General features: G+C 61.5%; 25 protein-coding genes and 1 pseudogene. 14 read left to right on the top strand and 12 right to left on the bottom strand.

Features of this window, described 5'->3' with window-relative positions:
- The 3 genes from AC27VQ_RS21500 to AC27VQ_RS21490 all read right to left on the bottom strand — a co-directional run.
- The coding region (locus AC27VQ_RS21500; RefSeq protein ID WP_488717886.1) for a metallophosphoesterase family protein at positions 1-701 on the bottom strand (701 nt) is incomplete at its 3' end.
- A 903-nt stretch (positions 702-1,604) separates the two neighbouring features.
- On the bottom strand, positions 1,605-3,668 hold the full coding sequence (locus AC27VQ_RS21495) for an AAA family ATPase (RefSeq protein ID WP_488717885.1): 2,064 nt from the start codon (positions 3,666-3,668) through the stop codon (positions 1,605-1,607).
- Positions 3,669-3,689: 21 nt separating this feature from the next.
- Positions 3,690-4,241, bottom strand: coding sequence for a hypothetical protein (locus AC27VQ_RS21490; protein WP_488717884.1), 552 nt, complete (start codon positions 4,239-4,241; stop codon positions 3,690-3,692).
- Positions 4,242-4,597: 356 nt separating this feature from the next.
- On the opposite strand from AC27VQ_RS21490, the gene AC27VQ_RS21485 reads away from it, so the two are divergent.
- Together AC27VQ_RS21485 and AC27VQ_RS21480 are read left to right on the top strand one after the other, a co-directional pair.
- Positions 4,598-4,744, top strand: a complete 147-nt coding sequence (locus AC27VQ_RS21485) for a hypothetical protein (RefSeq protein WP_488717883.1) — start codon at positions 4,598-4,600, stop codon at positions 4,742-4,744.
- Positions 4,745-5,011: 267 nt separating this feature from the next.
- Positions 5,012-5,275: a hypothetical protein gene (locus AC27VQ_RS21480; RefSeq protein WP_421592636.1), complete on the top strand. Its 264-nt coding sequence runs from the start codon at positions 5,012-5,014 to the stop codon at positions 5,273-5,275.
- A 70-nt stretch (positions 5,276-5,345) separates the two neighbouring features.
- Here the strand turns inward: AC27VQ_RS21480 and AC27VQ_RS21475 are convergent, their stop codons facing one another.
- Positions 5,346-6,506, bottom strand: coding sequence for a M20 aminoacylase family protein (locus AC27VQ_RS21475; protein ID WP_488717882.1), 1,161 nt, complete (start codon positions 6,504-6,506; stop codon positions 5,346-5,348).
- Positions 6,507-6,631: 125 nt separating this feature from the next.
- On the opposite strand from AC27VQ_RS21475, the gene AC27VQ_RS21470 reads away from it, so the two are divergent.
- The 3 genes from AC27VQ_RS21470 to AC27VQ_RS21460 are packed head-to-tail and all read left to right on the top strand — an operon-like array spanning position 6,632 to position 9,507.
- Positions 6,632-7,747, top strand: coding sequence for a D-alanyl-D-alanine carboxypeptidase family protein (locus AC27VQ_RS21470; protein ID WP_488717881.1), 1,116 nt, complete (start codon positions 6,632-6,634; stop codon positions 7,745-7,747).
- A gap of 11 nt (positions 7,748-7,758) precedes the next feature.
- Positions 7,759-8,931: a CobW family GTP-binding protein gene (locus tag AC27VQ_RS21465; RefSeq protein WP_488717880.1), complete on the top strand. Its 1,173-nt coding sequence runs from the start codon at positions 7,759-7,761 to the stop codon at positions 8,929-8,931.
- 45 nt (positions 8,932-8,976) lie between these two features.
- On the top strand, positions 8,977-9,507 hold the full coding sequence (locus AC27VQ_RS21460) for a dihydrofolate reductase family protein (protein ID WP_488717879.1): 531 nt from the start codon (positions 8,977-8,979) through the stop codon (positions 9,505-9,507).
- A gap of 21 nt (positions 9,508-9,528) precedes the next feature.
- Here AC27VQ_RS21460 and AC27VQ_RS21455 read toward each other — a convergent pair whose 3' ends face one another.
- The 5 genes from AC27VQ_RS21455 to AC27VQ_RS21435 all read right to left on the bottom strand — a co-directional run bounded on the left by AC27VQ_RS21455 (position 9,529) and on the right by AC27VQ_RS21435 (position 13,581).
- Positions 9,529-9,768: a sulfurtransferase TusA family protein gene (locus AC27VQ_RS21455; RefSeq protein WP_488717878.1), complete on the bottom strand. Its 240-nt coding sequence runs from the start codon at positions 9,766-9,768 to the stop codon at positions 9,529-9,531.
- Positions 9,765-11,252 carry a L,D-transpeptidase family protein gene (locus tag AC27VQ_RS21450; protein WP_488717877.1) on the bottom strand — a complete coding sequence of 496 codons (1,488 nt, stop codon included), beginning with the start codon at positions 11,250-11,252 and terminating at the stop codon, positions 9,765-9,767. The genes AC27VQ_RS21455 and AC27VQ_RS21450 overlap by 4 nt, the downstream gene beginning before the upstream one ends.
- Before the next feature lie 202 nt (positions 11,253-11,454).
- Positions 11,455-12,408 carry an acetyl-CoA carboxylase carboxyltransferase subunit alpha gene (locus AC27VQ_RS21445; RefSeq protein ID WP_244764027.1) on the bottom strand — a complete coding sequence of 318 codons (954 nt, stop codon included), beginning with the start codon at positions 12,406-12,408 and terminating at the stop codon, positions 11,455-11,457.
- A 79-nt stretch (positions 12,409-12,487) separates the two neighbouring features.
- Positions 12,488-13,435, bottom strand: a complete 948-nt coding sequence (gene xerD / locus AC27VQ_RS21440) for a site-specific tyrosine recombinase XerD (RefSeq protein WP_488717876.1) — start codon at positions 13,433-13,435, stop codon at positions 12,488-12,490.
- Entirely contained in the window at positions 13,432-13,581 is a 150-nt protein-coding gene (locus tag AC27VQ_RS21435; RefSeq protein WP_488717875.1) for a hypothetical protein, read from the bottom strand. The genes xerD and AC27VQ_RS21435 overlap by 4 nt, the downstream gene beginning before the upstream one ends.
- A gap of 153 nt (positions 13,582-13,734) precedes the next feature.
- On the opposite strand from AC27VQ_RS21435, the gene AC27VQ_RS21430 reads away from it, so the two are divergent.
- The 3 genes and pseudogenes from AC27VQ_RS21430 to AC27VQ_RS21420 all read left to right on the top strand — a co-directional run.
- Positions 13,735-14,325: a shikimate kinase gene (locus tag AC27VQ_RS21430; protein WP_313522204.1), complete on the top strand. Its 591-nt coding sequence runs from the start codon at positions 13,735-13,737 to the stop codon at positions 14,323-14,325.
- A gap of 10 nt (positions 14,326-14,335) precedes the next feature.
- Positions 14,336-15,463 carry a 3-dehydroquinate synthase gene (gene aroB / locus AC27VQ_RS21425; RefSeq protein ID WP_488717874.1) on the top strand — a complete coding sequence of 376 codons (1,128 nt, stop codon included), beginning with the start codon at positions 14,336-14,338 and terminating at the stop codon, positions 15,461-15,463.
- Between the two features lie 188 nt (positions 15,464-15,651).
- Positions 15,652-16,374: pseudogene (locus tag AC27VQ_RS21420) on the top strand (transporter associated domain-containing protein); the annotation flags it as partial.
- Here AC27VQ_RS21420 and AC27VQ_RS21415 read toward each other — a convergent pair.
- Positions 16,375-16,656: a BolA family protein gene (locus AC27VQ_RS21415; RefSeq protein ID WP_488717873.1), complete on the bottom strand. Its 282-nt coding sequence runs from the start codon at positions 16,654-16,656 to the stop codon at positions 16,375-16,377.
- 114 nt (positions 16,657-16,770) lie between these two features.
- Between AC27VQ_RS21415 and AC27VQ_RS21410 the strand changes: the two genes are divergently transcribed.
- The 4 genes from AC27VQ_RS21410 to AC27VQ_RS21395 all read left to right on the top strand — a co-directional run bounded on the left by AC27VQ_RS21410 (position 16,771) and on the right by AC27VQ_RS21395 (position 21,470).
- On the top strand, positions 16,771-17,403 hold the full coding sequence (locus tag AC27VQ_RS21410; RefSeq protein WP_313522198.1) for a J domain-containing protein: 633 nt from the start codon (positions 16,771-16,773) through the stop codon (positions 17,401-17,403).
- Positions 17,404-17,521: 118 nt separating this feature from the next.
- Complete coding sequence (gene cobS / locus AC27VQ_RS21405; RefSeq protein ID WP_421592647.1) at positions 17,522-18,520, top strand: cobaltochelatase subunit CobS; 999 nt, start codon at positions 17,522-17,524, stop codon at positions 18,518-18,520.
- Between the two features lie 15 nt (positions 18,521-18,535).
- Positions 18,536-20,437: a cobaltochelatase subunit CobT gene (gene cobT / locus AC27VQ_RS21400; protein WP_421592648.1), complete on the top strand. Its 1,902-nt coding sequence runs from the start codon at positions 18,536-18,538 to the stop codon at positions 20,435-20,437.
- Positions 20,438-20,483: 46 nt separating this feature from the next.
- Positions 20,484-21,470, top strand: a complete 987-nt coding sequence (locus AC27VQ_RS21395) for an esterase-like activity of phytase family protein (protein WP_488717890.1) — start codon at positions 20,484-20,486, stop codon at positions 21,468-21,470.
- A gap of 52 nt (positions 21,471-21,522) precedes the next feature.
- Here the strand turns inward: AC27VQ_RS21395 and AC27VQ_RS21390 are convergent, their stop codons facing one another.
- Both AC27VQ_RS21390 and rpmB read right to left on the bottom strand, forming a co-directional pair.
- A complete protein-coding gene (locus AC27VQ_RS21390) occupies positions 21,523-22,161 on the bottom strand; it encodes a VUT family protein (RefSeq protein WP_488717872.1) in 639 nt (212 codons plus the stop codon).
- 152 nt (positions 22,162-22,313) lie between these two features.
- Entirely contained in the window at positions 22,314-22,607 is a 294-nt protein-coding gene (gene rpmB / locus AC27VQ_RS21385; protein ID WP_244764018.1) for a 50S ribosomal protein L28, read from the bottom strand.
- A 308-nt stretch (positions 22,608-22,915) separates the two neighbouring features.
- Between rpmB and AC27VQ_RS21380 the strand changes: the two genes are divergently transcribed.
- Together AC27VQ_RS21380 and yddG are read left to right on the top strand one after the other, a co-directional pair.
- A complete protein-coding gene (locus tag AC27VQ_RS21380) occupies positions 22,916-23,641 on the top strand; it encodes a DUF3108 domain-containing protein (protein WP_488717889.1) in 726 nt (241 codons plus the stop codon).
- A 39-nt stretch (positions 23,642-23,680) separates the two neighbouring features.
- Positions 23,681-24,559 (top strand): aromatic amino acid exporter YddG, encoded by an 879-nt coding sequence (gene yddG, locus AC27VQ_RS21375; protein ID WP_488717871.1) that lies wholly within the window; start codon positions 23,681-23,683, stop codon positions 24,557-24,559.
- Positions 24,560-24,562: the final 3 nt, after the last annotated feature.

Below are 24,562 nucleotides of genomic sequence, written 5' to 3'. Positions count from 1 at the left end.
CTCCTGATTATTTGGGCAGCAGAAGGATCGACAAACATATTGTCTTTATTATCTTCGGCATCGCAAACGAGAACAGAGTTGAAACCCCAAACCTTCAAGGTAGAGCCATCACTAAGCTTGAAAGTTTGCAGAACGTAAGGTTTTGTGCCGGTTTCCTTGTTGAGAAACCCGATCTGACACTCAAAATTCGATGCGAACCGGTTGTAATTTTCAATCGGCTTAAACAGCATCTGCGATGATGCCTCATCGTCGAGATATCTAGTTATTGCTGCGTTCGCTTGTGAGATGGGAACCTCACGAAGTCGACCACGCGCATCGACATGCATTGGTGCTTGTGTGGCCTTTCTATCGACGTCATGATTTCCAGGAATAACCACGACGTCTTCGATAGTGCAGCCACAGGTAGGACAAAGCTCCTCCTTGAGCCATGTCAGTGCGAAATCGAACTCATCTTTTCGCCCGTGGTAAGCAATGTCGCCGGATATGAGTATAGCCTCTATCGGCCTTCCAAGTTCGGCGCGCATAGTCTTGATATCATCAATCATATCCCCGCGAAGGCCAAGGTTTGGGTCGTATGGCTTTTCGAGGTCACCACTGGAGAAATGGATGTCAGAGATATGTAGGAAAAGCATGAGAGCAGACTCGTGGATCGATGTGAAATTATGCAATTTTGGCGATACCGGCGCAACATTCTCGCGCATAAAAGATTTCGCTTCCCGCCAGTGGTCAGATATCGATCACTAATTCTGGTCTAAAATCGGTATTTTCTCTGCGGTACCCCTTGGGATTACATATGATTCTCGTCTCTCCAATCATATAGTCGAAATACTGATGAACATGGCCATGTATCCAGAAATCAGGCTCTCCTCGTTCAAAGACGTCTGTCAGATCAGACATCAATGCCGGATTTGTTGCACTTCCGATGTAGCGGGGGTCCTGAGACAATGGTGAAGGGGCGTGGTGCGTAATGACGATGCGTCTGCCTGGAACGGCTTGACCAGTTCGTTGGTGATGAAGGACCGGCTTACTTCATGTCGACCGATCATTTCATCTGGCGATATCAAACCGGCCGCTCCATAGCTCGGTGATCCGTAAATGGCTCGGAAATCCACCATAAGCTTCTGACATGCATCAATAGCTGCGTTCTTTCGAAACGGTAGCTTGAGTTCTGGACCAGGACCGCCGAACGGCAACAGGAAATTCGGTCCACAAGGTCGCGCCGATGACTTGGACACCTCCAATCTCGACAGTGCTGTTTTCCAAGATTGTGATATTCGTTCCATGTGTTCGCGTGCGCATGATTTCCAGCACAGCGTCTATGGTACCGTGATAGAAATTATGGTTCCCGAGTACAGCAACAACAGGCATTTGAGGCGCAATTGTTTGCTGTAGATTGCTCCAAGTGACGTCAATGTGGCCGGAAACGTCTCCGGCGCAGACAGATATCAGCGTCAGGTATCGTTATTTGCGCGCTTGCCGGGTCATGAACATGCATATCACTGACGATCCATGCGCGCATGGGCTTACCTCATACGTCTTCGGGTGTTTGTTAGAGATGCGCTACACAGCTGCCTTGCCTGACGGATGGCCCGCCAGCCTGCGTGCTACGGTGCCAAGGGCCGGTTGTTTAGGTCGCGGCCGCTGGCAAAAACGGCACGGGCGTTGGCAGAAGGCAGGGGACGGAGAAGAGCGTCCAAGTCACGCCCGGAAACATTGCGCTTCCGTCTCAAGGCTTCGGCCAACGAGATGACGACATCCTTATGTTTTGCAAGGGTTTTACGTGCTTCTTCCAATGTGGACTGTAAAATGTCATCGATCTCCTTCTGAATGAACGGGTATTTTTGAAACAGCGCTGCATCTTTGGTGTCGAGGAAACGGACCGGTAAGACGTGCAATGTGTTGCCCATTCCGAACATGCCAACCATCCGGACGGCCAATTCGGTTGCTTCGAAAAGGTCGCCTTTCTCCAGGCCGCCGGAAGCTGTTGATCGGTCTCCGACGAAGACTTCCTCGGCCGCGAGACCAGCAAGTTTCATGGCGATTTCGGCACGATAAGCATTCTCGGTGTGCAATGTGACCTGCGGGGCGAAGATTACTGTTCGACCGTGAATATCATCGTCTTGGTCGGCACGATGATCATCCGTGTAGATTTCGACCGAGGTGACAATGCCGATGTCGAAAACCTTCGCGAGCACAGCATGGCCTGCTTCGTGAAGACATATTCGCCATAATTCATCCGGGTTTAACGGAGTGAAGACCGGCACCAATTCGACAATGTCTGCGATCTTAGGGGATCGGCTTTCGTCTCGTGCACGCTGCCGGACTTGGCGAGCTATATACTCAAGATCGGCACCGCTTTTGCCGTTCAAATTCCTCGCGACCTCTTTCAGGGCCCCATTGGCGGAGAACTCAGGCAGATAGTGCGTGAGGATTGCCTCTCGGCCTGCAGTATCGGGTTTCGACAACTCGATGTGTTTTTCCAAACGCCCAGGACGAAGGAATGCCGGGTCAATTCGTTCAGGAAGATTGCTCGCCGCGACGATGATCACACCTTCACGGCCGGTAGCGCCGTCCACGGCTTCAAGCATCGCGTTGATGACTTCCAACATGTACTGCGCATTGTCACCGGAAAGCTTCGCCCGATGTCCGAAAGAATCGAACTCGTCCACCAACAAAATCGAGGGAGCAGACGCCTTTGCTTCCGCAAAAGTCGCGTACATCGCTTTGAGCAGATCGCCCATGTGCCCTGAACTCTGCCATTGACCGAGTGAGGACGCGATAAAGTGGGCATCGCACTCGACGGCTAACGATTTCGCAAATGTCGTCTTGCCGGTTCCAGGAGGTCCATAGAGCAGAATTCCTTTGTCGACCTGATTCCAGGGGAGAACTCCTTCCCTCCAAAGCGCAAGATCGCGCTTCAGGCGTTCTGCCCACTCGCCCGCCGCACCAAATGACGACAAAGGAAGGATTTGTTTGTTGTTAGCCGCTTGCGACGCGAGTTTCCTAAGCCGCCCGATAGCCCGTTCTGCTAACCTACCGCGACGGAATGTACTGTCGATCAGGCCGACGTCCTGATGCTGAAGGAATTCCCTGTCATCGTCAGAAAGCTCTCCATTTCCCAGAAACCTACAAAGACTAGCAACACTTCGGCCATCGAAAACCTCCAGATCGACTGTCCAGTCGGCCGCCGTCTCGAATTCGGGATGCAGCTCGGCTCCTTTCGGGACGAAGACGATGGTTCTTGGTGCTGCGAGGTACTTTTGTGGCTGGAATTCCCATTTGCCCTTCCGGTTCCTGGGGCTGTTACAGCATACGCTGAAATCCAACGTGTCCCTATTTTTGCTTGTCCCAAAGCAGAAGTCCGCCAGAGGTTCAAAATCCTCCAAAGGCCAATGCGTCGGTACTCGCACAACTAGGACGCCGCCGCTTTTCCAGAGAAACTCATGTTTACGCTTTAGGACGCGTACCAGAGCACAATATGCGAGGAATTCATGGGGGCTCTTCTCAAGCAATTCCCTGCCTCGTCTGCGATACAGCCGTTGAGGCGTTTTCCTAAGTACACGATTGAGTTCTCGCGTGGCGTCTGCGACTGACCGCAGTGCATCGATAAACTCGTCGACCTGATAACCCTGCCTTTCGCTCATTTCAGCACCGATGGGCTGTGCCAAAGACGTCACGTTCGAAGGACATCATTGAAGCACCCCCATGCTCCGCAGGATATCTGGATCAAGTCGGTACCAGCGATTGAAAGTGCGAGCGAGACCGACCTCCGGATCGTAGAAAAACAGCTCGGTCGTCGCTCCTACTTTTCCGTCCTGGATTGTTGGGTGGCCTTTCATCTTACCAAGAAGAATTGGAACAACTCGCTTACCTAGCACCCATTGGGAGATGGTCACCTCAGGAGACACAACTGAAGGACCGTGCAAAGCGTACTGCTCCAAGGATGAGGCCAATGCACGTATGCGCGCAACAAGGTCGGGAAGTTCGGTGGCGGAAGCGACATCTTCGAGTGGATTTGGCGTCATGAAGGCACCCTTACTGGGTTCGAGTCGAACAAAGGAATCGCAATTTGCGGCTTCACCAGACAATACGGGCCGGTTTGATTCGCCCCGCGCGAAAACCAAAAGACATGATTCGTGATCGAAAATCAAAATATAAAATCGAAAATCGAAAAATAAGATCGAAAAACAGGATATGTTGACATCCTCTCGTTCGCCTCGTTTTTGGCGGTATGGATGCATCCTTCGATCTTTTACGCGCTGCGCGTTTTCTGCTCGGCTTCACGCAAGAGAAAGTCGAGAGCGCATGCGATTTGAAAAGCCAGTTTTTGTATAATCTAGAGGCTGGTAAGCACGTTCTTCATCCGCGCGGTGCTCTGATCGTCCAAGCGTATTACGAACGAGAGGGTGTAGAATTCTTTGAACTAACTGAAAACCACGGTGAGGGGCTAAGGTGGCGAAGCCCCGGAAGGCCTGACCCTTTCAGGGGTCGGCTATTCCGTTGCGCTCGTGGGCTCGCGGATTTGTCTCAGGACAAGCTCGCAATTCGGTCGGGTGTTAGCCGAACTTTTATAGCTAAACTTGAGCAGGACGTTTTAATGGGCCTGAACAAGGCCACTGCCGAGAAACTGGAAAACACTCTTCGTGAACTCAATATCGAGATCACGAAGGAAGGGCGGGAGTTTGGCGCTGGTGTTCGCTGGATTGAGCACCGTAAAGATGACCCCGCCCGAAAACGGGCCTAGTCCGGTAAGTTTACCCATCAGCTAAAGATTTGATATCCCAGCATATTGCTGAGGTCGGTAAACCTCCGCGCTATTAAAAGTGCTCTATCCTGCTGAGCTACGGGACCACTGTGTGAACCCATACAAAAGCTCGGGCTTGAAGCCAAGCGATTTTCGGGCCGGCGAGGGGCGGGTTCCATCGGGAACAGCGCGAAAGGCCGGGACATGAGACATTCGGGTCATCGGATGGAGATGGCTCCATCCACCAAACCACCAAGGAGAATGTCCATGCGCAAGATCATGCTTTCCGCTGTCGTCGCCACTGTCGCAGCGCTTTCCTTCGCCGCCCCCTCGCAGGCCGGCGGCCTTTCCATCGGCTTCGATTTCGGCGGCGGTCATGGCTGGGGTCACGGCCATCATGGCAATGGCTGGGGCCACTCCCAGGTCACCTTCTACGATGACGATTATGGCTACGACTGCTTCTGGAAGAAGGTGAAGCACTACGACAAGTGGGGCAACCTGATCATCAAGAAGGTCCGCGTCTGCGAATAAGATCGCAGCACCTTGCCGATCCTCCCCTGACTTGCCCGGCTGTTTGTCCCTGCAGCCGGGCTCTTTTTCGTCAGGCGGCCAGCCGGCTTTCGGCGAGCTTGACCCAGTAGGTCACGCCATGGGGGATGGCGTCATCGTTGAAATCATAGGCCGGGTGATGCAGGCCGGCCGTATCGCCGTTGCCGAGGAAGATGAAGGCGCCGGGGCGCGAAAGCAGCATGTAGGAAAAATCCTCGCCGCCCATCATCGGATTGAGCGACGGATCGACCGCGGCGATGCCGGCGATATCCTGCGCGACGGACACAGCGTGGCCGGTCTCGTCCGCATGGTTCACGGTGACCGGATAGTTGCGGTGGTAGCTGACGGTGATCTCCGCACCGTGCGCGGCGGCCAGGCCGCCGCAGATCTGGCGGATGCGGGCCTCGGCCTCCTCGCGCATGTCGGGGTTCAGCGTGCGCACCGTGCCGGCAAGCTGTGCCGTCTCCGGTATGACATTGTGCGCGAAGCCGGCATTGAATTTGGTGACGGAGACGACCAGCGAGGCGATGGGGTCGGCGACGCGCGAGACGATGGTCTGGAGTGCTGTGACGACGTAGGAACCGATGACGATCGGGTCCACCGTCTTGTGCGGCAGGGCCGCGTGACCGCCGCGACCCTTGACGGTGATGGTGAACTCGTCCGTCGCCGCCATGATCGGGCCTGGGCGCGTGCCGAACGAGCCGACCGGCATGCCGGGCAGATTGTGCATGCCGTAGACCTCGGCAATGCCGAAGCGCTCCATCATGCCGTCCTTGACCATTTCGTTGCCGCCGCCACCGCCTTCTTCGGCGGGCTGGAAGATGACCGCGACGGCGCCTGCGAAATTGCGCGTCTCGGCGAGATATTTTGCGGCACCGAGCAGCATGGCGGTGTGGCCGTCATGGCCGCAGGCGTGCATCTTGCCCTTGACGGTCGAGGACCAAGGCTTGCCGCTCGTCTCGTCGATCGGCAGCGCGTCCATGTCAGCGCGCAGGCCGATGGTGCGCCCCTCGCTTTTGCCGCGGATGATGCCGACGACACCGGTGCGGCCGATGCCGGTCACGATTTCATCGACGCCGAATTCCTTCAGCTTGTCCGCCACGAAGGCCGCCGTCTTTTCCACCGCGAAGAGCAATTCCGGCTCCCGGTGGATCTGGCGGCGCCATTCGGCGATTTCGTCCTGCATTTCGGCGGCGCGGTTGAGAACGGGCATGCGGGTTTCCTGTCATGTTCGGCCGGAAATTTGGCCATCTCGCTCCGATGGCTTTGCCATCACGGTGCCATATAGGTTAAATAGGGCGACGGTTCGAGACAACTCCCGATTTCGAGGACAGACCTTTGCAGACGAACGGACGACCGGTGCGCCGGGCTGCTGCGCTTGTGAGCGCCGCCCTGCTGTTTACAGCCTCTCTGGCCAATGTTGCCGATGCCAATCCGCGCATGCTGGTGGATGTCAACACGCTGCAGGTCATCGAGCACGAGGATGCGTTCCAGCGCTGGTATCCCGCCTCGCTCACCAAGCTGATGACGGCCTACACGGTCTTTCGCGCCATCAAGGCCGGCGAGATGTCGTTGGAAAGCCCCGTCATCATGACGAAGAACGCCGCCGCCGAGCCGCCGAGCAAGATGTATTTCAAGCCCGGCCAGAAGATGACGCTCGATAGCGCGCTGAAGATCATCCTCGTCAAATCGGCCAATGACGTGGCCGTCGCCATCGCCGAATCGATCGGCGGGTCCGAACAGGGTTTTGTCGATCGCATGAACGCCGAGGCCTCGCGCATCGGCATGAGTTCGTCGCACTTCATCAACCCGCACGGCCTGCCCGGCAAGGGCCAATATACGACGGCGCGCGACCTTGCCGTGCTCGCCGTGACGCTGAAGCGCGAATTTCCGCAATATTCGTCCTATTTCGCGCTGGAAGGTTTTACGACCGGCAAGAAGCAGTACCCCAACTACAACATGCTGATCGGCCGTTTCGACGGCGCCGACGGCATGAAGACCGGCTTCATCTGCGCCTCCGGTTTCAACCAGGTCTCCTCGGCCACCCGCAACGGCCGTTCGGTCGTCTCCGTCGTGCTCGGCTCAGAAAGCCTTGGCGCACGCGCCGATATTTCGGCCGGCATGCTGGAAAAGGGCCTGACCATGCGGGCCGCCAAGGTGCCGACGCTCGGCCAGCTCCGTCCCTATGGGGAAACGCGAAACGAGGTTGCCGATATCTCGCAGGAGATCTGCTCGAAGCATGCCGCCAAGGTGCGCAGCGAAGGGCGCGACGAAGCGGGCCGCCAGAAACTCCTGTCACCCTATATCCACGAGGTGAACCGGCCGCTGAAACTGGTCTTCGCCGGCCTGATGAGCAGCGACACGGCCACGCCCGCCGGCAATGACGAAGTCGCCTCCAGGGATATGGGCGATGCCGTCAACATCCCGATTCCGATTCCGCGACCGGCCTTCTGATGGGACAAGACATGAGCCTTATCGAGCGGCGCGTGCCGGTTTCCGTGCTGACCGGCTTTCTGGGCGCAGGCAAGACGACCCTGCTCAACCGCCTGCTGAAGGACCCGACGCTGACCGATACGGCCGTCATCATCAACGAGTTCGGTGAAGTCGGTATCGACCACCTGCTTGTCGAACAATCCGGCGACGGCATCATCGAGCTTTCGGACGGCTGCCTGTGCTGCACGATCCGCGGCGAACTGGTCGATACGCTCGCCGACCTGATGGACCGCATGCAGAGCGGCAAGATTCAGCCGCTGAAGCGCGTGGTGATCGAGACCACCGGCCTTGCCGATCCCGCCCCCGTGCTGCAGGCCGTCATGGGCAACCCGGTACTCGCTCATTCCTTCAGCCTCGATGGCGTCATCACCGTCGTCGATGCGGCCAACGGCCTCTCGACGCTCGCCAACCATCCCGAAGCCGTCAAGCAGGTCGCCGTCGCCGATCGCGTGCTGATCAGCAAGACGACGCTTGCCGATGCGGCGACGCTGGAGGCGGTGAAACGCGAGATCGCCGCGCTCAATCCGCGCGCCCTCGTCTCCGATGTCGATACGCCCGGCCTCGTCGGCCCCGACCTGCTGGCCAACGGCCTCTACGATCCCGGCAGCAAGATTCCCGACGTCCGCCGCTGGCTGCATGACGAAGCGCATGGCCATGCCGGCCATCACCACCATCACGAGCATGACCACGGGCATGATCACCACCACCATGAGCACGGTCATCACCATGAGCGCGGCCACCAGCATGCCCATGACGTGACGCGCCACGACGCGACGATCCGCTCCTTCAGTATCGTGCACGACCGCGCCATCGACCCGATGGCGCTCGACCTGTTCGTCGATCTCTTGCGCTCCGCCCATGGCGACAAGCTGCTGCGCATGAAGGGCATCGTCCAACTCTCGACCAATCCGGATCGCCCGGTCGTGCTGCATGGCGTGCAGAGCGTCTTCCACCCGCCGGAGCGGCTGGCCGCCTGGCCGGACCCTGCCGATCGCCGCACGCGGCTCGTGCTGATCACCAAGGATCTGCCTGAAGCCTTCGTGCGCGACCTCTTCGACGCCTTCACCGGCACGCCGAAGATCGACCGGCCGGATCGGGCGGCCTTGGAAGACAACCCGCTCGCGGTTCCGGGTTTTCGGTTCTAGAGGGCGGCCGCCAGCGAGGTCCGCCGGGAGGAAAGGAAGTTTCGCATGGCAAAGCTCGTCTATGCCTTGAACCAGTCCCTGGACGGCTATGTCGATCACATGGCATTCGCGCCCGAACCCGCGCTCTTTCGCCATTTCATCGATGACGTGCGCGGCCTCGCCGGCAGCATCTACGGCCGCCGCATGTACGAGGTGATGCGCTACTGGGACGACGATCACGCCGAATGGGACGCGGAGAAACATGCCTATGCAGAGGCGTGGCGCAGCCAGCCGAAATGGGTCGTATCACGCTCACTGACATCAGTCGGACCGAATGCCACGCTCATCGCTGGCGATCTCCCAGCGGCAATCAACGGCCTTAAGACACAGCTGGACGGGGTGATTGAAGTGTCCGGCCCTGAACTGGCGCAAAGCCTGACCGACCTTGGCCTTGTCGATGAATACAGGATGTACCTGCACCCCTTCGTGATCGGAAGCGGGAAACGGTATTTCTCCGGCCCGCGACCGCCGCTGCGCCTTACGGCTAGCGACCGCATCGGCGAAAACGTTATCCGGCTGACCTACATTCCCGCATAATTGTGCGAAGCCTCCGAAGGCTCAGATCTTCTTGCGGATCAGGAAACGATGCCCGGCTTCGACGCGCTCGCTGGCTTCCAGCGCGTGGCCATCCTCATGGCAGAAATGCGGGATATCGATCACCGCAAGCGGGTCCGTCGTCTCGACCCAGAGGCTTGCACCGGCGGCCATTGTCGACAGGCGTTTGCGCGTCTTCATCACCGGCAGCGGACATTTCAGCCCGCGCAGGTCATAGACCTCGGCTTCGCCTGCCGCCGTCATTTCTGCCAGAACTTCCAGAACGGCTTCTTCGCGGCCTCTTCAACGACCTGCTGGCCCGCCTCGCCGCCCGCAACGGGAAGGGTGGCAACGGCCTCAGTGTTGGTCGCAACGGTTTTATTGGCGGCGATGGCCGTTTCGCCGGCCTTCACCGGCTGCTGGCCGTTCTGGAAGGCCGCCTGCCCGGCGTTCTCGGTTACCACAGGCCGGGCCTCTTCAACCCTGCGCGGCTGGCTTCCTCCGGTCAAAGTTTGCCAGAAGGACTTCTTTTCCTTCTTCTCGACGGCCGCCATGCCGGGATTTTGTTCCGGCACCGGCAGGGCGCCCTCGCCCTTGGCCAGCTTTTCCGCCTTTTCGGCGGCGACATCGGCGGCAAAATCGGCGGCGGCCTTGTTCTTGGCTTCCTCGGCTTCGCGCACGGCGCGCTCGGCGGCTTCGACCTTGCGCTGCTCGGCCTCTTCGGCCTTGCGCTTCTGCTCGGCGATCTCGCGCTCGGTCATCAGCTTGCCGGCATCGAGCGAATTGCCCGTTGGCGCATAGGCGAGTTCGCGGCCCTTGCGCTGGTCGGCGACGATCGCTTTGCGCTGCGCTTCCGACGGCTCGATCCACACCGTGCCGTTATATTTGCGCATCGCGGTGGCGTAGGACGCGGCATAGGTCTTGTTGTAGCTGGCGAGCGCGGATTCGAGCGCACCGGGGGTCGTCATGGCCGGGCAGGCGCCGCCGGCCGAGAACGGCTTGTCGGACTGCTGGTTGAAGACGTATTTCTTCTCGCAGACATTGACCTCCGGCGCCCGCTTGGTCACTTCGAAATGGTCGTAGCCGACCTTCAGCATCTTCCAGAATTCGATATTGGGATTGTCGCGATGCCGCGCCATGTTTTCCGCGGTCATGCGGAAGGGGAAGGCCTGCAGCTGGATCGTCGACTGGCCGCCGCCGAAGGCGTCGCGGGCGAAAGCGAAGATTTCCAGCATCTGCTCGTCCGTCATCGAATAACAGCCGGAGGACGAACAGGCGCCATGGATCATCAGGTTGGTGCCGCTCGCCTTCTGGGCACGGTCATAGCTGTTCGGAAAACCCGTGTTGATCGCGAGGAAGTAACTCGAATTCGGGTTCAAATTCGCCTTGGAGAGCGGATAGAACCCTTCCGGTGCCTGACGGTCGCCTTCCTTGGTCTTGGGTCCGAGCTTGCCCGACCAGGCACAGATCTTGTAATTGCGCAGCTGCTGGAACCGGTTCGAGCGATCGGCCTTCCAGACCTCCAGCCGGCCTTCTTCCTTGAAGATGCGCAGCATGATCGGCGAGGCGCGGTCCATATTCATGGCCGACATCTTCGACAGAACCGACGGCGAGAGCTGGTAATTGGTCTTGCTGGACACCCTCTTGAGATCGACATCGGCCTTGTCGAACGAGTCGAGTGTTTCATTCGTGCAGCCGGCGGCGGCAACGGCAAGAAGCGATACGGCGGCAAGAACAGTCAGGCGCATTAGAGAAGTCCGTCAACAATCGTCAGATCGCATGCCGTCGCGCCGGGCGGGCGGACGCGCAGTCGTAACCGGCTTATACTTCATAAATTCTTAACCGGAAATTCTTTCGCCAGGCTGCCGGAAACCCGCACCCGTCTCAAACACGGGGAATGTGGCCGAGATTTGGCAAGGGCGGCCCTCGGCCGCCCTTCGAAATATCGTCTCAGAGCTGGCGGCCGATGTTCAGGTAGCGCTGGCGGCGATCCTTGCGCAACTGGTCGCCCGGCTTGGCCGAGAGTTCCTTCAGCGCTGCCGCGATGACGTCGCCGGTGCGGCCGATCACGGCGGCGGGATCGCGATGTGCGCCGCCGACAGGCTCCTGAATGATGCCGTCGATGATGCCGAAGGCCTTCAGGTCCTCCGACGTGATCTTCATGTTGCTCGCGGCTTCCTTGGCGCGGGTGGAATCGCGCCAGAGGATGGATGCAGCACCTTCCGGCGAGATCACGCTGTAGATCGCGTGCTCCAGCATATAGACGCGGTCGCCGGTGGCGATGGCGATCGCGCCGCCCGAGCCGCCCTCGCCCAGCACGACCGAGACGATCGGCACGCGGATGTTGAGACACATTTCCGTGGAGCGTGCAATGGCCTCCGCCTGGCCGCGCTCTTCCGCGCCGATGCCCGGATAGGCGCCGGCCGTATCGATCAACGTGATGACCGGCAGGCCGAAGCGGTCGGCCATTTCCATGACGCGGATCGCCTTGCGGTAGCCTTCCGGACGGGCGCTGCCGAAATTGTGCTTGAGGCGCGACTTGGTGTCGTTGCCCTTTTCCTGGCCGATGATGGCGACGGCTTCGCCGCGGAAGCGGCCGAGGCCGGCCTGGATCGCCTCGTCCTCGGCGAACTTGCGGTCGCCGGCGAGCGGCGTGAACTCTTCGAAGAGCTGGCGCGCATAATCGAGGAAGTGCGGGCGCTGCGGGTGGCGCGCGACCTGCGTCTTCTGCCAGGGGCTCAGCTTGGAATAGATGTCGGCCATCGCCTCGCGGGCGCGCACTTCCAGCCGGCCGACCTCATCAGACGTGTCGATGCTCTCATCTTCTTCCTTGAGCTTCTTCAGCTCGTGGATCTTGCCTTCGAGATCCGAGATGGGCTTTTCGAAATCGAGGTAGTTGTGCATGAGATGCGTTTCCGATCGTTTGCTCAAACCGCGCCGGGCGGGTGTCGGCCAAAATGCGGCCAGCCGCCAGCGAAGGGTCCTAATCCGGTTTTTTTGCCTGTTTGGCAAGAGGGTGATGGGTCTGAACGAGCTGGTGGAGCCGTTCTTCCAGCACATGCGTATAGATTTGTGTCGTCGAAATGTCCGAATGCCCCAGCAGTTCCTGTACGGCGCGCAGGTCCGCGCCGTTCTGGAGCAGGTGGCTGGCAAAAGCATGGCGAAGGACATGCGGCGACAGCGTCGCGGCGCGAATTCCCGCCCGGCCCGCCAGCGCCTTGAGGTCGCGGGCGAAGACCTGCCGCGCCAGGAAGCCTTCCTTGCCTTCGGACGGGAACAGGAACGCACCCTTCGCCGGATCGTCGCCGATCTCGGCCGCCAGCACCTCGCCATAGGCCTCCATGGCGGACACCGCAGCGCGCGACAGCGGCACCAGCCGCTCCTTGTTGCCCTTGCCCTTCACGACGAGGAAGCGCCCGGTCTGCGCGAGAACGCTCGCCGGCAGCGAGACGAGCTCGCTGACGCGCATGCCGGTCGCATAGAGCAATTCGACCAGCAGGTGCATGCGCCGTTTCATCAGAAGATTGCCGCCCGGCTCGGCCGCCTCCGTCTCCGCCCGTGAAATGAGGCGGGTGACATCATCGACGCTCAAGGTCTTCGGCAGCGAACGCCCTTTCTTGGGCGCATCGAGAATGCCCGTGGGATCGTCGCCGCGCAGGCCCTCGCCGTAGAGGAACTTGAAGAACTGCCGGAGCGCCGAGAGACGCCGCGCCTGCGAGGAGGCGGCAAAACCCTGTTTGGCGAGATGGCCGAGATAGGCGCGCAGGTCATCCGGCATCGCCTCGGTGAGACGCACATTGCGCTCGTTGAGGAAGGATTTCGCATCCTCGAGGTCGCGTTCGTAAGATTGCAGCGTGTTCACCGCTGCCCCCCGCTCGGCGCTCATCATTTCGAGGAAGGATTCCACCTGAAGCCCGGACGGATCCCTCATGGCTGCGGGTTCACCCGTTCGGAGGGAATGCGGATCGTCACCTCGCGCTCCGTCGGCTCGACGAAGGTCACCAGCGCCATCATCACGCCATAGACCGACCCGACGATCACGGCGCAGAAGAACAGGAAACGGAACAGGGTGGGCATGGCATTCTCCGGGGCGGATGCCGTTTATATTGCCTCGCCGCCCGTCGAGCGCAAGGCCGGGCATCCGCTGACATCCGGGATGAAGGCTGCGGCAGACTTGACGCTTCCGGTGCTTTTGTCGATACGGAAAGGGACGAAACCCCGGAAACACCAATGACAGAGCCGACCGACCAGGCCCCTCCCGCACTTGCCCCCACGCTTGCAAGTGAGGCCCGTGCCGCGCTCGGCAAACGCAACCTCGTGCTGATCGGCCTGATGGGTGCGGGAAAATCGGCGATCGGCCGCATGACGGCGCAGGCGCTCGGCATTCCCTTCGTCGATTCCGACCATGAGATCGAGCGCGTCTCGCGCATGTCGATCACCGACCTGTTCGCGGCTTACGGCGAGGCCGAGTTCCGCGCGCTGGAGACCCGCGTCATCAAGCGCCTCTTGCGTTCCGGCCCGCGCGTCGTGTCGACCGGCGGCGGCGCCTACATCAATGACAACACCCGCAAGCACATCAAGCGCGGCGGGCTCACCGTCTGGCTGAAGGCCGATCTTGACGTGCTCTGGGAACGCGTCAACAAGCGCGACACCCGCCCCCTGCTCAAGACGGAAAACCCGCGCCAGACACTCGAAAACCTCATGAACGCCCGCTATCCGGTCTATGCGGAAGCCGATCTCACCGTGATGTCGCGCGACGTGAAGAAGGAAACCATGGTGGAGGAGGTGCTGACCGCCATCACCGCCACCCGCAAACCCTGACGAGATGACCATGACCGCTTCTGCCACCGCGCGCCGCACCGTGCGGGTCGAGCTTGCCGACCGCTCCTACGACATCCTGATCGGCCCCGGCCTGATCGCCGCCGCCGGCCGCGAGATCGCCAGCCGCCTCAAGGGCCGCAAGATCGCCGTCGTCACCGATGAGAACGTGGCGCCGATCTATCTCGACAATTTCCTGGCCGCGTTGAAGGTGGAGGGCATTGATGCCGTCTCGCTCGTGCTGCCGGCCGGCGAGAAGACCAAGAGCTTCGAGCATCTCATCAGCGTCTGCGACAGCGTGCTCGCCGCCCGCATCGAGCGCAATGACGCCGTCGTGGCGCTCGGCGGCGGCGTCATCGGCGACCTCACCGGCTTTGCCGCCGGCATCGCACGCCGCGGCTCGCGGTTCATCCAGGTGCCGACCTCGCTTCTGGCGCAGGTCGATTCCTCCGTCGGCGGCAAGACGGGCATCAACTCGCCGCACGGCAAGAACCTCATCGGCGTCTTCCATCAGCCCGACCTGGTTCTGGCCGATACCGACGTACTCGACACGCTCTCGCCGCGCGAATTCCGCGCCGGCTATGCCGAAGTCGCCAAATACGGGCTGATCGACAAGCCGGACTTCTTCGCCTGGCTCGAACAGAACTGGCAGGCGGTCTTTGCCGGCGGTGAGGCGCGCATCGATGCCATCGCCACGAGCTGCCAGGCGAAGGCCGACGTGGTCGCCGCCGACGAGCGGGAAAACGGCCAGCGCGCTTTGCTCAATCTCGGGCACACCTTCGGCCACGCGCTGGAAGCCGCCACACAGTATGACAGCGCCCGCCTCGTGCATGGCGAGGGCGTGTCGATCGGCATGGTGCTCGCCCACCAGTTCTCCGCCCGCATGAACCTTTGCAGCCCAGATGACGGCAAGCGCGTCGAAAAACATCTGCGCGAGGTCGGCCTGCCGACCACGATGGACGAGATTCCCGGTGGTCTGCCGCCGGCGGAAAAACTGATGGACGCCATCGCGCAGGACAAGAAGGTGAAGGGCGGAAAACTCACCTTCATCCTGACGCACGGTGTCGGCCAGTCCTTCGTTGCCGATGATGTGCCGCAATCCGAAGTCGTCGCTTTCCTGAAGGAAAAGCTGCCGAAATGACCGTCGAAGCGCCCGCAGCACTCGCTCCCTTCCCGTGGCTGCTGATATCAGTCGTTCTCGTCCTGATCCCGCTTGCCATCCTGCTTTTCCGGGTCCGGGTCCGGGTGCCGCTTGCCACGCTGTGGCGCACGCATCAGGAAGCGCGCGAGGCGGAGGGGGAGCGCCGGCAGGCCGAAAGTGCCGCAGCAAAGCCGGACCGTGAAAAACTGCTCGGCATGCTCGATCTCGACGCGCTCGAAGTCTCCGACATCATGATCCACCGCACGACCATGCGCGGTCTCGATGCCGACGATCCGCCGGAGGAGATCGTCAAGGCCGTACTGGAAAGCCCCTATACGCGCATGCCGCTCTGGGCAGGCTCGGTCGACAATATCGTCGGTGTCGTGCACGCCAAGGATCTTTTGCGCGCACTTGCGGAACCGGGCGTCGAGCCGAAGAACCTCGATATCACCAAGGTCGCGCAAAAACCCTGGTTCGTGCCGGATACGACGACGCTGAAGGAACAGCTCGCCGCCTTCCTGCGCCGGCAGGAGCATTTCGCAACCGTGGTGGACGAATATGGCGAGGTGCAGGGCGTCGTGACGCTTCAGGATATTTTGAAGGAAATCGTCGGCGACACCTCGGACGAGACGGCCATCGACCTGCAGGGCGTGCGCCGCGAGGCGGACGGGTCGCTCGTCGTCGATGGCAGCGTGGCGATCCGCGATCTCAACCGCGCCTTCGGCTGGGCCCTGCCGGACGAGGAGGCGACGACCATTGCCGGCCTCGTCATCCACGAATCGAAATCGATCCCCGAGGAGCGCCAGGCCTTCACCTTCCACGGCAAGCGCTTCATCGTCATGAAGCGCGTGAAGAACCGCATCACCAAGCTGCGCATCCGCCCGGTCGAACCCGAGCCGCCGAAACCCTGATCACCAGCGTATCGGCTCGCCGGGTGCTGCGACTTCGACGGCAAGGGCATGCAGCCCGGCATCGAATTCCGCCTTCACCAGATCGTTGATCGCCCGATGCCGCGCCACCCGGCCCATGCCGACGAAGGCGGAGGCGACGATGCGCACGCGCATATGCGTCTCGCCCTCGCCGTCGAACTCCGGCTTGTGGCCGGCATGCAGGTGGCTCTCGTTGATGACCTCGAGCCTATCAGGCGAAAAGGCCGCTTCGAGCTTCCCGGTAATGCTGGATTTCATGGACATGAGCGAACTTTCGGCGGCCGGAAAATCACGCGCCGCAACGCAACAAAATAGTTTCACAAAGCCAGCAACAATCCGCTTTGTCAATTCTTGTGGCGGTCTCTTCGCACCCCCATAATGTGCGCCATGAAACTCGATTCCAAATACTTCGACCGCATCCGCACGAAGCGGCGCGTGGAGCGTCCCGAACGCTCCGCGCCGACCTGTCAGTGGGATGGCTGCGAGGAAAGCGCCAAACACCGCGCCCCCGTCGGCCGCAATGCCGACGGCCAGTATTTCATGTTCTGCTTCGAGCACGTCAAGGAATACAACAAGGGCTACAACTACTTCTCTGGCCTCTCCGACGGCGAGATCGCGCGTTATCAGAAGGAGGCCATCACCGGCCACCGCCCGACCTGGACGATCGGCGTCAACAAGGCTGCCAAAAACGGACCGGCGCAGGGTTCGGCGCGCTCCGGCACGGCCGGGGCAAATCAGCGCATCCGCGATCCCTTCGGCCTTTTCAACGAGGGCAAGGGCCGCCGCCCGCAGATGGAACCGCGGGCGCGAAAGCTGAAGACGCTGGAGGCCAAGGCCTTCGACACGCTCGGCCTTTCGGCCAATGCGACAGGCGACGACATCAAGACCGCTTACAAAACACTTGTCAAAAAGCATCACCCGGATGCAAATGGCGGAGATAGAGGCTCGGAGGAGCGTTTTCGCGCGGTCATCCAAGCATATCAATTGTTAAAGCAGGCCGGCTTCTGCTAGAGCATTCGGCGGCCGGGCGGAATCGCCCGGTATCGTCCTTCTGCGGTCAAGCAAAAGGCATGGTCGGCGAGCACTAAGGTATTGGGGTGGAGGAGAACCCGCCGCCCGCGGAGACGTGATGAGCAAGATGGATCTCGATATTTCCAACCTCCCCGATACGACTGTATCTGTCCGGGAGGTTTTCGGCATTGATACGGACCTGCGTGTCCCGGCCTATTCCAAGGCGGACGCCTATGTGCCGGACCTCGACCCGGACTACCTGTTCGACCGGGAAACGACGCTGGCCATTCTCGCCGGCTTTGCCCATAACCGCCGCGTCATGGTGTCCGGTTACCACGGCACGGGCAAGTCGACCCATATCGAGCAGGTCGCCGCCCGCCTCAACTGGCCCTGCGTGCGCGTCAACCTCGACAGCCATGTCAGCCGTATCGACCTCGTCGGCAAGGACGCCATCGTCGTCAAGGACGGCCTGCAGGTCACCGAGTTCAAGGACGGCATCCTGCCCTGGGCCTACCAGCACAATGTCGCGCTCGTCTTCGACGAATACGATGCTGGCCGCCCGGACGTGATGTTCGTCATCCAGCGCGTGCTGGAATCCGCCGGCCGCCTGACGCTGCTCGACCAGAGCCGCGTCATCCGCCCGCACCCCGCCTTCCGCCTGTTCGCGACCGCCAACACGGTCGGCCTTGGCGATACGACGGGCCTCTACCACGGCACGCAGCAGATCAACCAGGCACAGATGGACCGCTGGTCGATCGTCACCACGCTGAACTACCTGCCGCACGACCATGAAGTCAGCATCGTCGCCGCCAAGGTCAAGCGCCTTTCCGCCGGCAAGGAAGGCCGCGACACGATCTCGCGCATGGTGCGCGTCGCCGATCTCACCCGCGCCGCCTTCATCAACGGCGACCTGTCGACGGTCATGAGCCCGCGTACGGTCATCACCTGGGCCGAGAACGCCGAGATCTTCGGCGACATCGCCTTCGCCTTCCGCGTCACCTTCCTCAACAAGTGCGACGAACTGGAACGCACGCTGGTCGCCGAACTCTACCAGCGCGCCTTCGGCATCGAGCTGAAGGAAAGTGCCGCCAACATCGTCCTGGAGGCGACGGCCTGAGGCCCGGTAAAGCGCATGGCAGCTCGCGGTGACAATTCGAAGCCGAGACCGGGCGGCGTGGTCGACATGGAGCCGTTCCGCCGTGCGGTGAGCGGTTGCGTTCGCGCCGTGGCCGGCGACGGCGAGGTGGAGGTTTCCTTCGCCAACGAACGGCCCGGCATGACCGGCGAGCGCATCCGCCTGCCGGAACTCTCCAAGCGGCCCTCGCCGACCGAAGTCGCGATCACCCGCGGCCTCGGCGATTCGATGGCGCTGCGCAAGGCCTGCCACGACGCCCGCATCCACGCGACCATGTCCCCGCAGGGCGCCGATGCCCGCGCGATCTTCGACGCCGTCGAGCAGGCGCGCGTCGAAGCGATCGGCTCGAACCGCATGCAGGGCATGGCGCAGAACCTCAACGTCATGCTGACGGAGAAATACGCCAAGGCCAATTTCGGCGCGATCACCCGCCAGGCCGATGCACCGCTCGAAGAGGCGGTCGCGCTCATCGTGCGCGAGAAGCTGACCGGCCAGGCCCCGCCCGCCTCCGCCGGCCAGGTGCTCGATCTCTGGCGCGATTTCATCTCCGACAAGGCCGGCAAGGACATGGAAGGCCTCGCGGCCGCCATCAACGACCAGCAGGCCTTCTCGCGCGTCGTGCGCAACATGCTCGCCTCGATGAACGTCGCCGAGCAGTATGGTGAGGATGAAAACGAGCCGGACGACTCGGAAACGCCCGAGGACGAGAACCAGCCGCGCAGCGACGAGCAGGAAGACAACAACAGCCAGGAAGATGCCGGCGACGACTCAGCACCCGCCGACGAGAACGAGACGTCCGACGAGCAGATGGACGAAGGCGAGATGGATGGCGCGGAGATTTCCGACGACGACCTCGTCGACGACGATGGCGACGAGACGGAAAAGCCCGGCGAGGTCCGCCGCCCGAACCAGCCCTTTTCCGATTTCAACGAGAAGGTCGATTACGGCGTCTTCACCCAGGAATTCGACGAGACGATCACGGCTGAAGAACTCTGCGACGAGGCAGAACTCGACCGCCTGCGCGCCTTCCTCGACAAGCAGCTCGCCCATCTGCAAGGGGCGGTCGGCCGCCTCGCCAACCGCCTGCAGCGCCGCCTGATGGCGCAGCAGAACCGCGCCTGGGAATTCGACCTCGAAGAGGGTTATCTCGACAGCGCCCGCCTGCAGCGCATCGTCATCGATCCGATGCAGCCGCTCTCCTTCAAGCGTGAGAAGGACACGACCTTCCGCGATACGGTCGTGACGCTGCTCATCGACAATTCCGGCTCCATGCGCGGCCGGCCGATCACCGTTGCCGCCACCTGCGCCGATATTCTCGCGCGCACGCTGGAGCGCTGCGGCGTGAAGGTCGAAATTCTCGGCTTCACCACCAAGGCGTGGAAGGGCGGCCAGTCGCGCGAGAAGTGGCTGGGCAGCGGCAAGCCGCAGTCCCCCGGCCGTCTCAACGACCTGCGCCACATCATCTACAAGAGCGCCGATGCACCGTGGCGCCGGGCGCGCCGCAACCTCGGCCTGATGATGCGCGAGGGCCTGCTCAAGGAAAACATCGACGGCGAGGCGCTGATCTGGGCGCATGACCGCCTGCTCGCCCGCCCCGAGCAGCGTCGTATCCTGATGATGATCTCGGACGGTGCGCCGGTCGATGATTCGACGCTCTCGGTGAACCCCGGCAACTATCTGGAACGACACCTGCGCGCCGTCATCGAGCAGATCGAGACGCGCTCGCCGGTCGAGCTTCTGGCCATCGGCATCGGCCATGACGTGACGCGCTACTATCGCCGCGCCGTCACCATCGTCGATGCGGACGAACTGGCCGGCGCAATGACCGAACAGCTCGCCTCGCTCTTTGCCGACGAATCGACCGCCCGCCGCCCCGCCGGCCGCCGCCGTGCCGGCTGAAGGGGCGCAAAAGCGCCGCAACGGAAGCCTCCTGTGGGGCCTCTCCATCCTCGCTGTCAGCGCAGCCCTCTCGCTGCCGTTCATTTCCCTTGCCGCGGCCGAGACCATCGACCTGCCCGTCTCTAGCCGCGCCTTCTCCGAATTCGCCATCGGCTCGGACAAGCGCCTCTTCGGCAAGCTCGAATTCCTCGGCGGCCTCAGCTACTCCTCCACCAACCCGCTGCTTGGCGCCGTCTCGGCCATCCGCTTTCGCGAGGATCACCAGACTTTCGTCGCCGTGCTCGATACCGGTCACTGGCTGACCGGCCGCGTCGAGCGCGATGCCGGGGGAAAGCTGAGCGGGCTTGCGGACCTGAAGGTCCGCTCGATGTTCAACAGCGCCGGGCAGGACGAGAACGTCAAATACCAGATGGACGCGGAGGGACTTGCCATCGGCAAGGGCGAAGTCTTCGCCAGCTATGAGGTGTTCCACCGCATCGACGCCTATCCCGATCCGGGCTTCATGGAGGTAGCCCCCTCGCGCAGCCTGCCGCTCCCATTCCCCCGCAATGAGATGCGCAGCAATCGCGGCATGGAGGCGCTGGCGATGTCGCCCGAGGCCGGGCCGCTCGGCGCAACGCTGGTGACCGTCACGGAGCGCAGCCTCGATGCCGACGGCAATGTTCTCGCCGCCGTACTCGATGGCCCGCTCAAGGGCACCTTTGCGGTGAAGCGCAACGATCCCTGGGACATCACCGACGGCGCCTTCCTGCCCAACGGCGATCTCCTGCTGCTGGAGCGCCGCTTCCGCCTGTCTGATGGTGTGGGCATGCGCATCCGCCGCATCGACGGCACCAAAATCCGTCCCGGCGCGGTGGTCGATGGCGAGGTGTTGATCGATGCTGATCTCAGCCACCAGATCGACAATATGGAAGGCCTAGACGTTGTGACGATGGCGCAGGACGACATCCGCCTCGTCGTCGTCTCCGACGACAACCACTCGATCCTCCAGCGCAACCTGATGCTGGAATTCCGCCTGCCGCAGGCAAAATAAAAGCCGCCGGCACGAGGCGGGCGGCTCCCATTCTCAAGACTTCGATTAGGCCTCAGGCCGGCTTTTCGATGCCCGGCATCGGCTTCAGCTTGCTCATCAGCGCGCCATAGGGCAGCAGCATCACGATACCGACGAGCACCTTCACGCTGAAATCACCGAGCGCCCAGGAAATCCAGCGCGGGGCTTCCGCGGCGAGAACACCGAGGATCGGCGCCCATTCGATCGCGAAGGCATCGTTCGGGCCGAAGGCCGAAAAGACCGGTGCGAAGGCGAAGGAGAAGAAGATCACGGTATCCAGCACCGAGCCGAACAGCGAGGCGAAGAGCGGCGCACGCCACCAGGTCTGCCGGCGCAGCTGGTTGAACACCGAGATATCCAGGAGCTGGCCGAACAGGAAGGCCGAGCCGGAGGCAATGGCGATACGCGGCGAGGCGACGGCAAAGGAGAAGACCACGGCGACCAGGAAACCGGCGGCAACGACGCGGCGTGCGACACGCGGGCCGAACTGGCGGTTGGTGAGGTCGGTGATGAGGAAGGCGACCGGATAGGTGAAGGCACCATAGGTCAGGAGGTCGCCGAGATTGATACCCAGCAACTCGCCCGAAAGCGGATACTGCACGAGCACGTTGGAGGCGACGACGACGGTCGTCATCAGGAGGACGTAAAGAAGGGTAATGCGGTTCGCTAGCATTTTTTTATCCTGGGTGATGCCACCAGTTGGAGTGCTCTAGACAATTCCGAAGCGATGCCTCGCCTGAAATTGCATGATATCAGCGCAAAGCATTGAGGCCTGCCCGGAACCCGGTCAAGCCTCAATGAAAACGATCTGGCTAAGGCCTGAAATCAGGCGGCAGCAGCAGCGGTCTTCTTGGCGATCTGGCGGCGCAGCAGACGAGCGCGCATCGACAGTTCGTTTTCTTCAGCCTTCAGGAGGAAGGCATCGAGGCCACCGCGGTGCTCGACGGAACGCAGAGCAGCAGCGGAAACGCGAAGACGGAAACGCTGGCCGAGGGCGTCGGAAATCAGCGTGACACTGCACAGGTTCGGCAGGAACCGGCGCTTCGTCTTGTTGTTTGCGTGGCTCACATTGTTGCCCGACTGGACGCCCTTGCCGGTCAATTCGCAACTACGGGACATGGTACACCTATTTTTTCTTGGTTCTGGACAATACGTCTCCGGCACCGAAACCGGCCGCAGTCCATCTGGCCTTTTTGAGAAGTCGCGGTTCTATAGTCACACTCGCCAGCGGCGTCAAGCCAAACCTGCCGTTCAGCCTGAATTCAGTTGCCAAAAGCCATGATTTGCAGGCAATAGCAACGATATCGGGATTGGGCCGCGGCGTAGAATCGCCGCATTGGCCGATTAGGCGGAGCGTCTCAATGGGAGTCGTCAGGATGAACGGGCAGAGTTGGATTGCGGGTGCGGCCCTGTCGCTTCTCACTGTGATGAGTGCTGTGCCCGCGTCCTCGGCCGAAATCGAGCACCGCACGGATTACAGCATCCGCCTCTCCGGCCTGCCGGTCGCGACCGCAACCTTCCGCTCGCAGTTCAACGGCGACCGCTACAAGATTTCCGGCAGCATGCAGTCTGCGGGCCTTGCCGATATTTTTTCCAGCACGCACGGCTCGACGACGGTTTCCGGCGTCGTCAGCCACGGCCGGCTGCACGCCACCAGCTATTCCGTCGATTACAAGAGCGGCAAGCGCAGCCGCGCCATCGACGTGACCTTCCGCAACGGCAATGTCGTCACCGCCAGCATGACGCCGCCGCGCAAGAAGCCGAAGAACTGGGTCGCCGTCTCCAAGGCCGACATGCGCGCGGTTCTCGACCCGATCTCCGGCCTCATCATTCCTGCCAGCGGCCGCGTCTGCCCCAAGACGCTGCCGATCTTCGACGGCGAGTCCCGCATGGACCTGAAGCTCAGCTCCAAGGGCACGAGACCCTATTCCACCAAGGGCTTTGCGGGCGACGCCGTCGTCTGCGGCCTGCGCTTCGTGCCGAAATCCGGCTATCGCAAGGGCCGCGACGACGTGGAATATCTCCGCAAGCTGAGCACGATGGAAATCTGGTTTGCCAAGGCCGACGGGGCAAATGTATATGCTCCCGTCTATGTGAAGATTCCGACCTCGCTCGGCCCTGTCACCGTCTCGGCCACGCGCTTCGGCGAATGACATTGCCCTAGGGGGTCTCGCCCCTTGGAGTGACCGGCCTTGAAGACGCGTGCAACCCTGATCGGCTTTACGGCGATCCTCATGTGGGCGCTGCTCGCCCTCTTCACCGCCGCCTCGGGAAAGATGCCGCCGTTCCAGCTTTCGGCCATCTGCTTCCTGATCGGCAGCCTGCCCGGTCTTTTCGTGCTGGCGATGCGACCTAAGCGCATCGCGAATCTCAGCCAGCCGGCAAAGGTGTGGCTCACGGGCATCCTCGGCCTGTTCGGCTATCACTTCCTCTATTTCACGGCGCTGCGCAACGCACCGGCCGTCGAAGCGAGCCTGATCGCCTATCTCTGGCCATTGCTCATCGTCACAGGCTCGGCGCTTCTGCCCGGCGAGACGCTGAAGTGGAACCATGTGCTCGGCACGCTGCTCGGCCTTGGCGGCACCGCGCTCATCGTCGGCCGCAACGGTTTCGATTTCGACAGCGCCTATCTCATCGGCTATGGCGCCGCCTTCCTCTGCGCCTTCACCTGGGCCGGCTATTCGCTCGCCACCCGCCGTTTCGAGGCCGTATCGACCGATGTCGTGACCGGTTTCTGCCTGGCCACCTCCATCCTCTCGCTCATCTGCCATCTGATGCTGGAAACCACCGTCTGGCCGCAGACGAGCTTCGAATGGCTCGCCGTCGCCGGCCTCGGCCTGCTGCCGGTGGGTGCCGCCTTCTATGTCTGGGATTTCGGCGTGAAAAACGGCGACATCCAGATTCTCGGGGCCGCAAGCTATGCCGCGCCGCTGCTTTCGACGCTGGTGCTGATCCTCAGCGGCTTTGCCGAACCGTCCTGGAGCATCGGCCTTGCCTGCCTGCTCGTCACCGGCGGCGCGGTGCTCGCTGCCAAGGACATGATCCTTCGCAGGCGCGCCGTAGCGGCCTGATCC

The organism is Shinella sp. 20P9.1.1 (assembly GCF_057798995.1).
The sequence above is the reverse complement of the archived record's forward strand: the minus strand, read 5'-3'. Positions and strand labels throughout refer to the sequence as shown.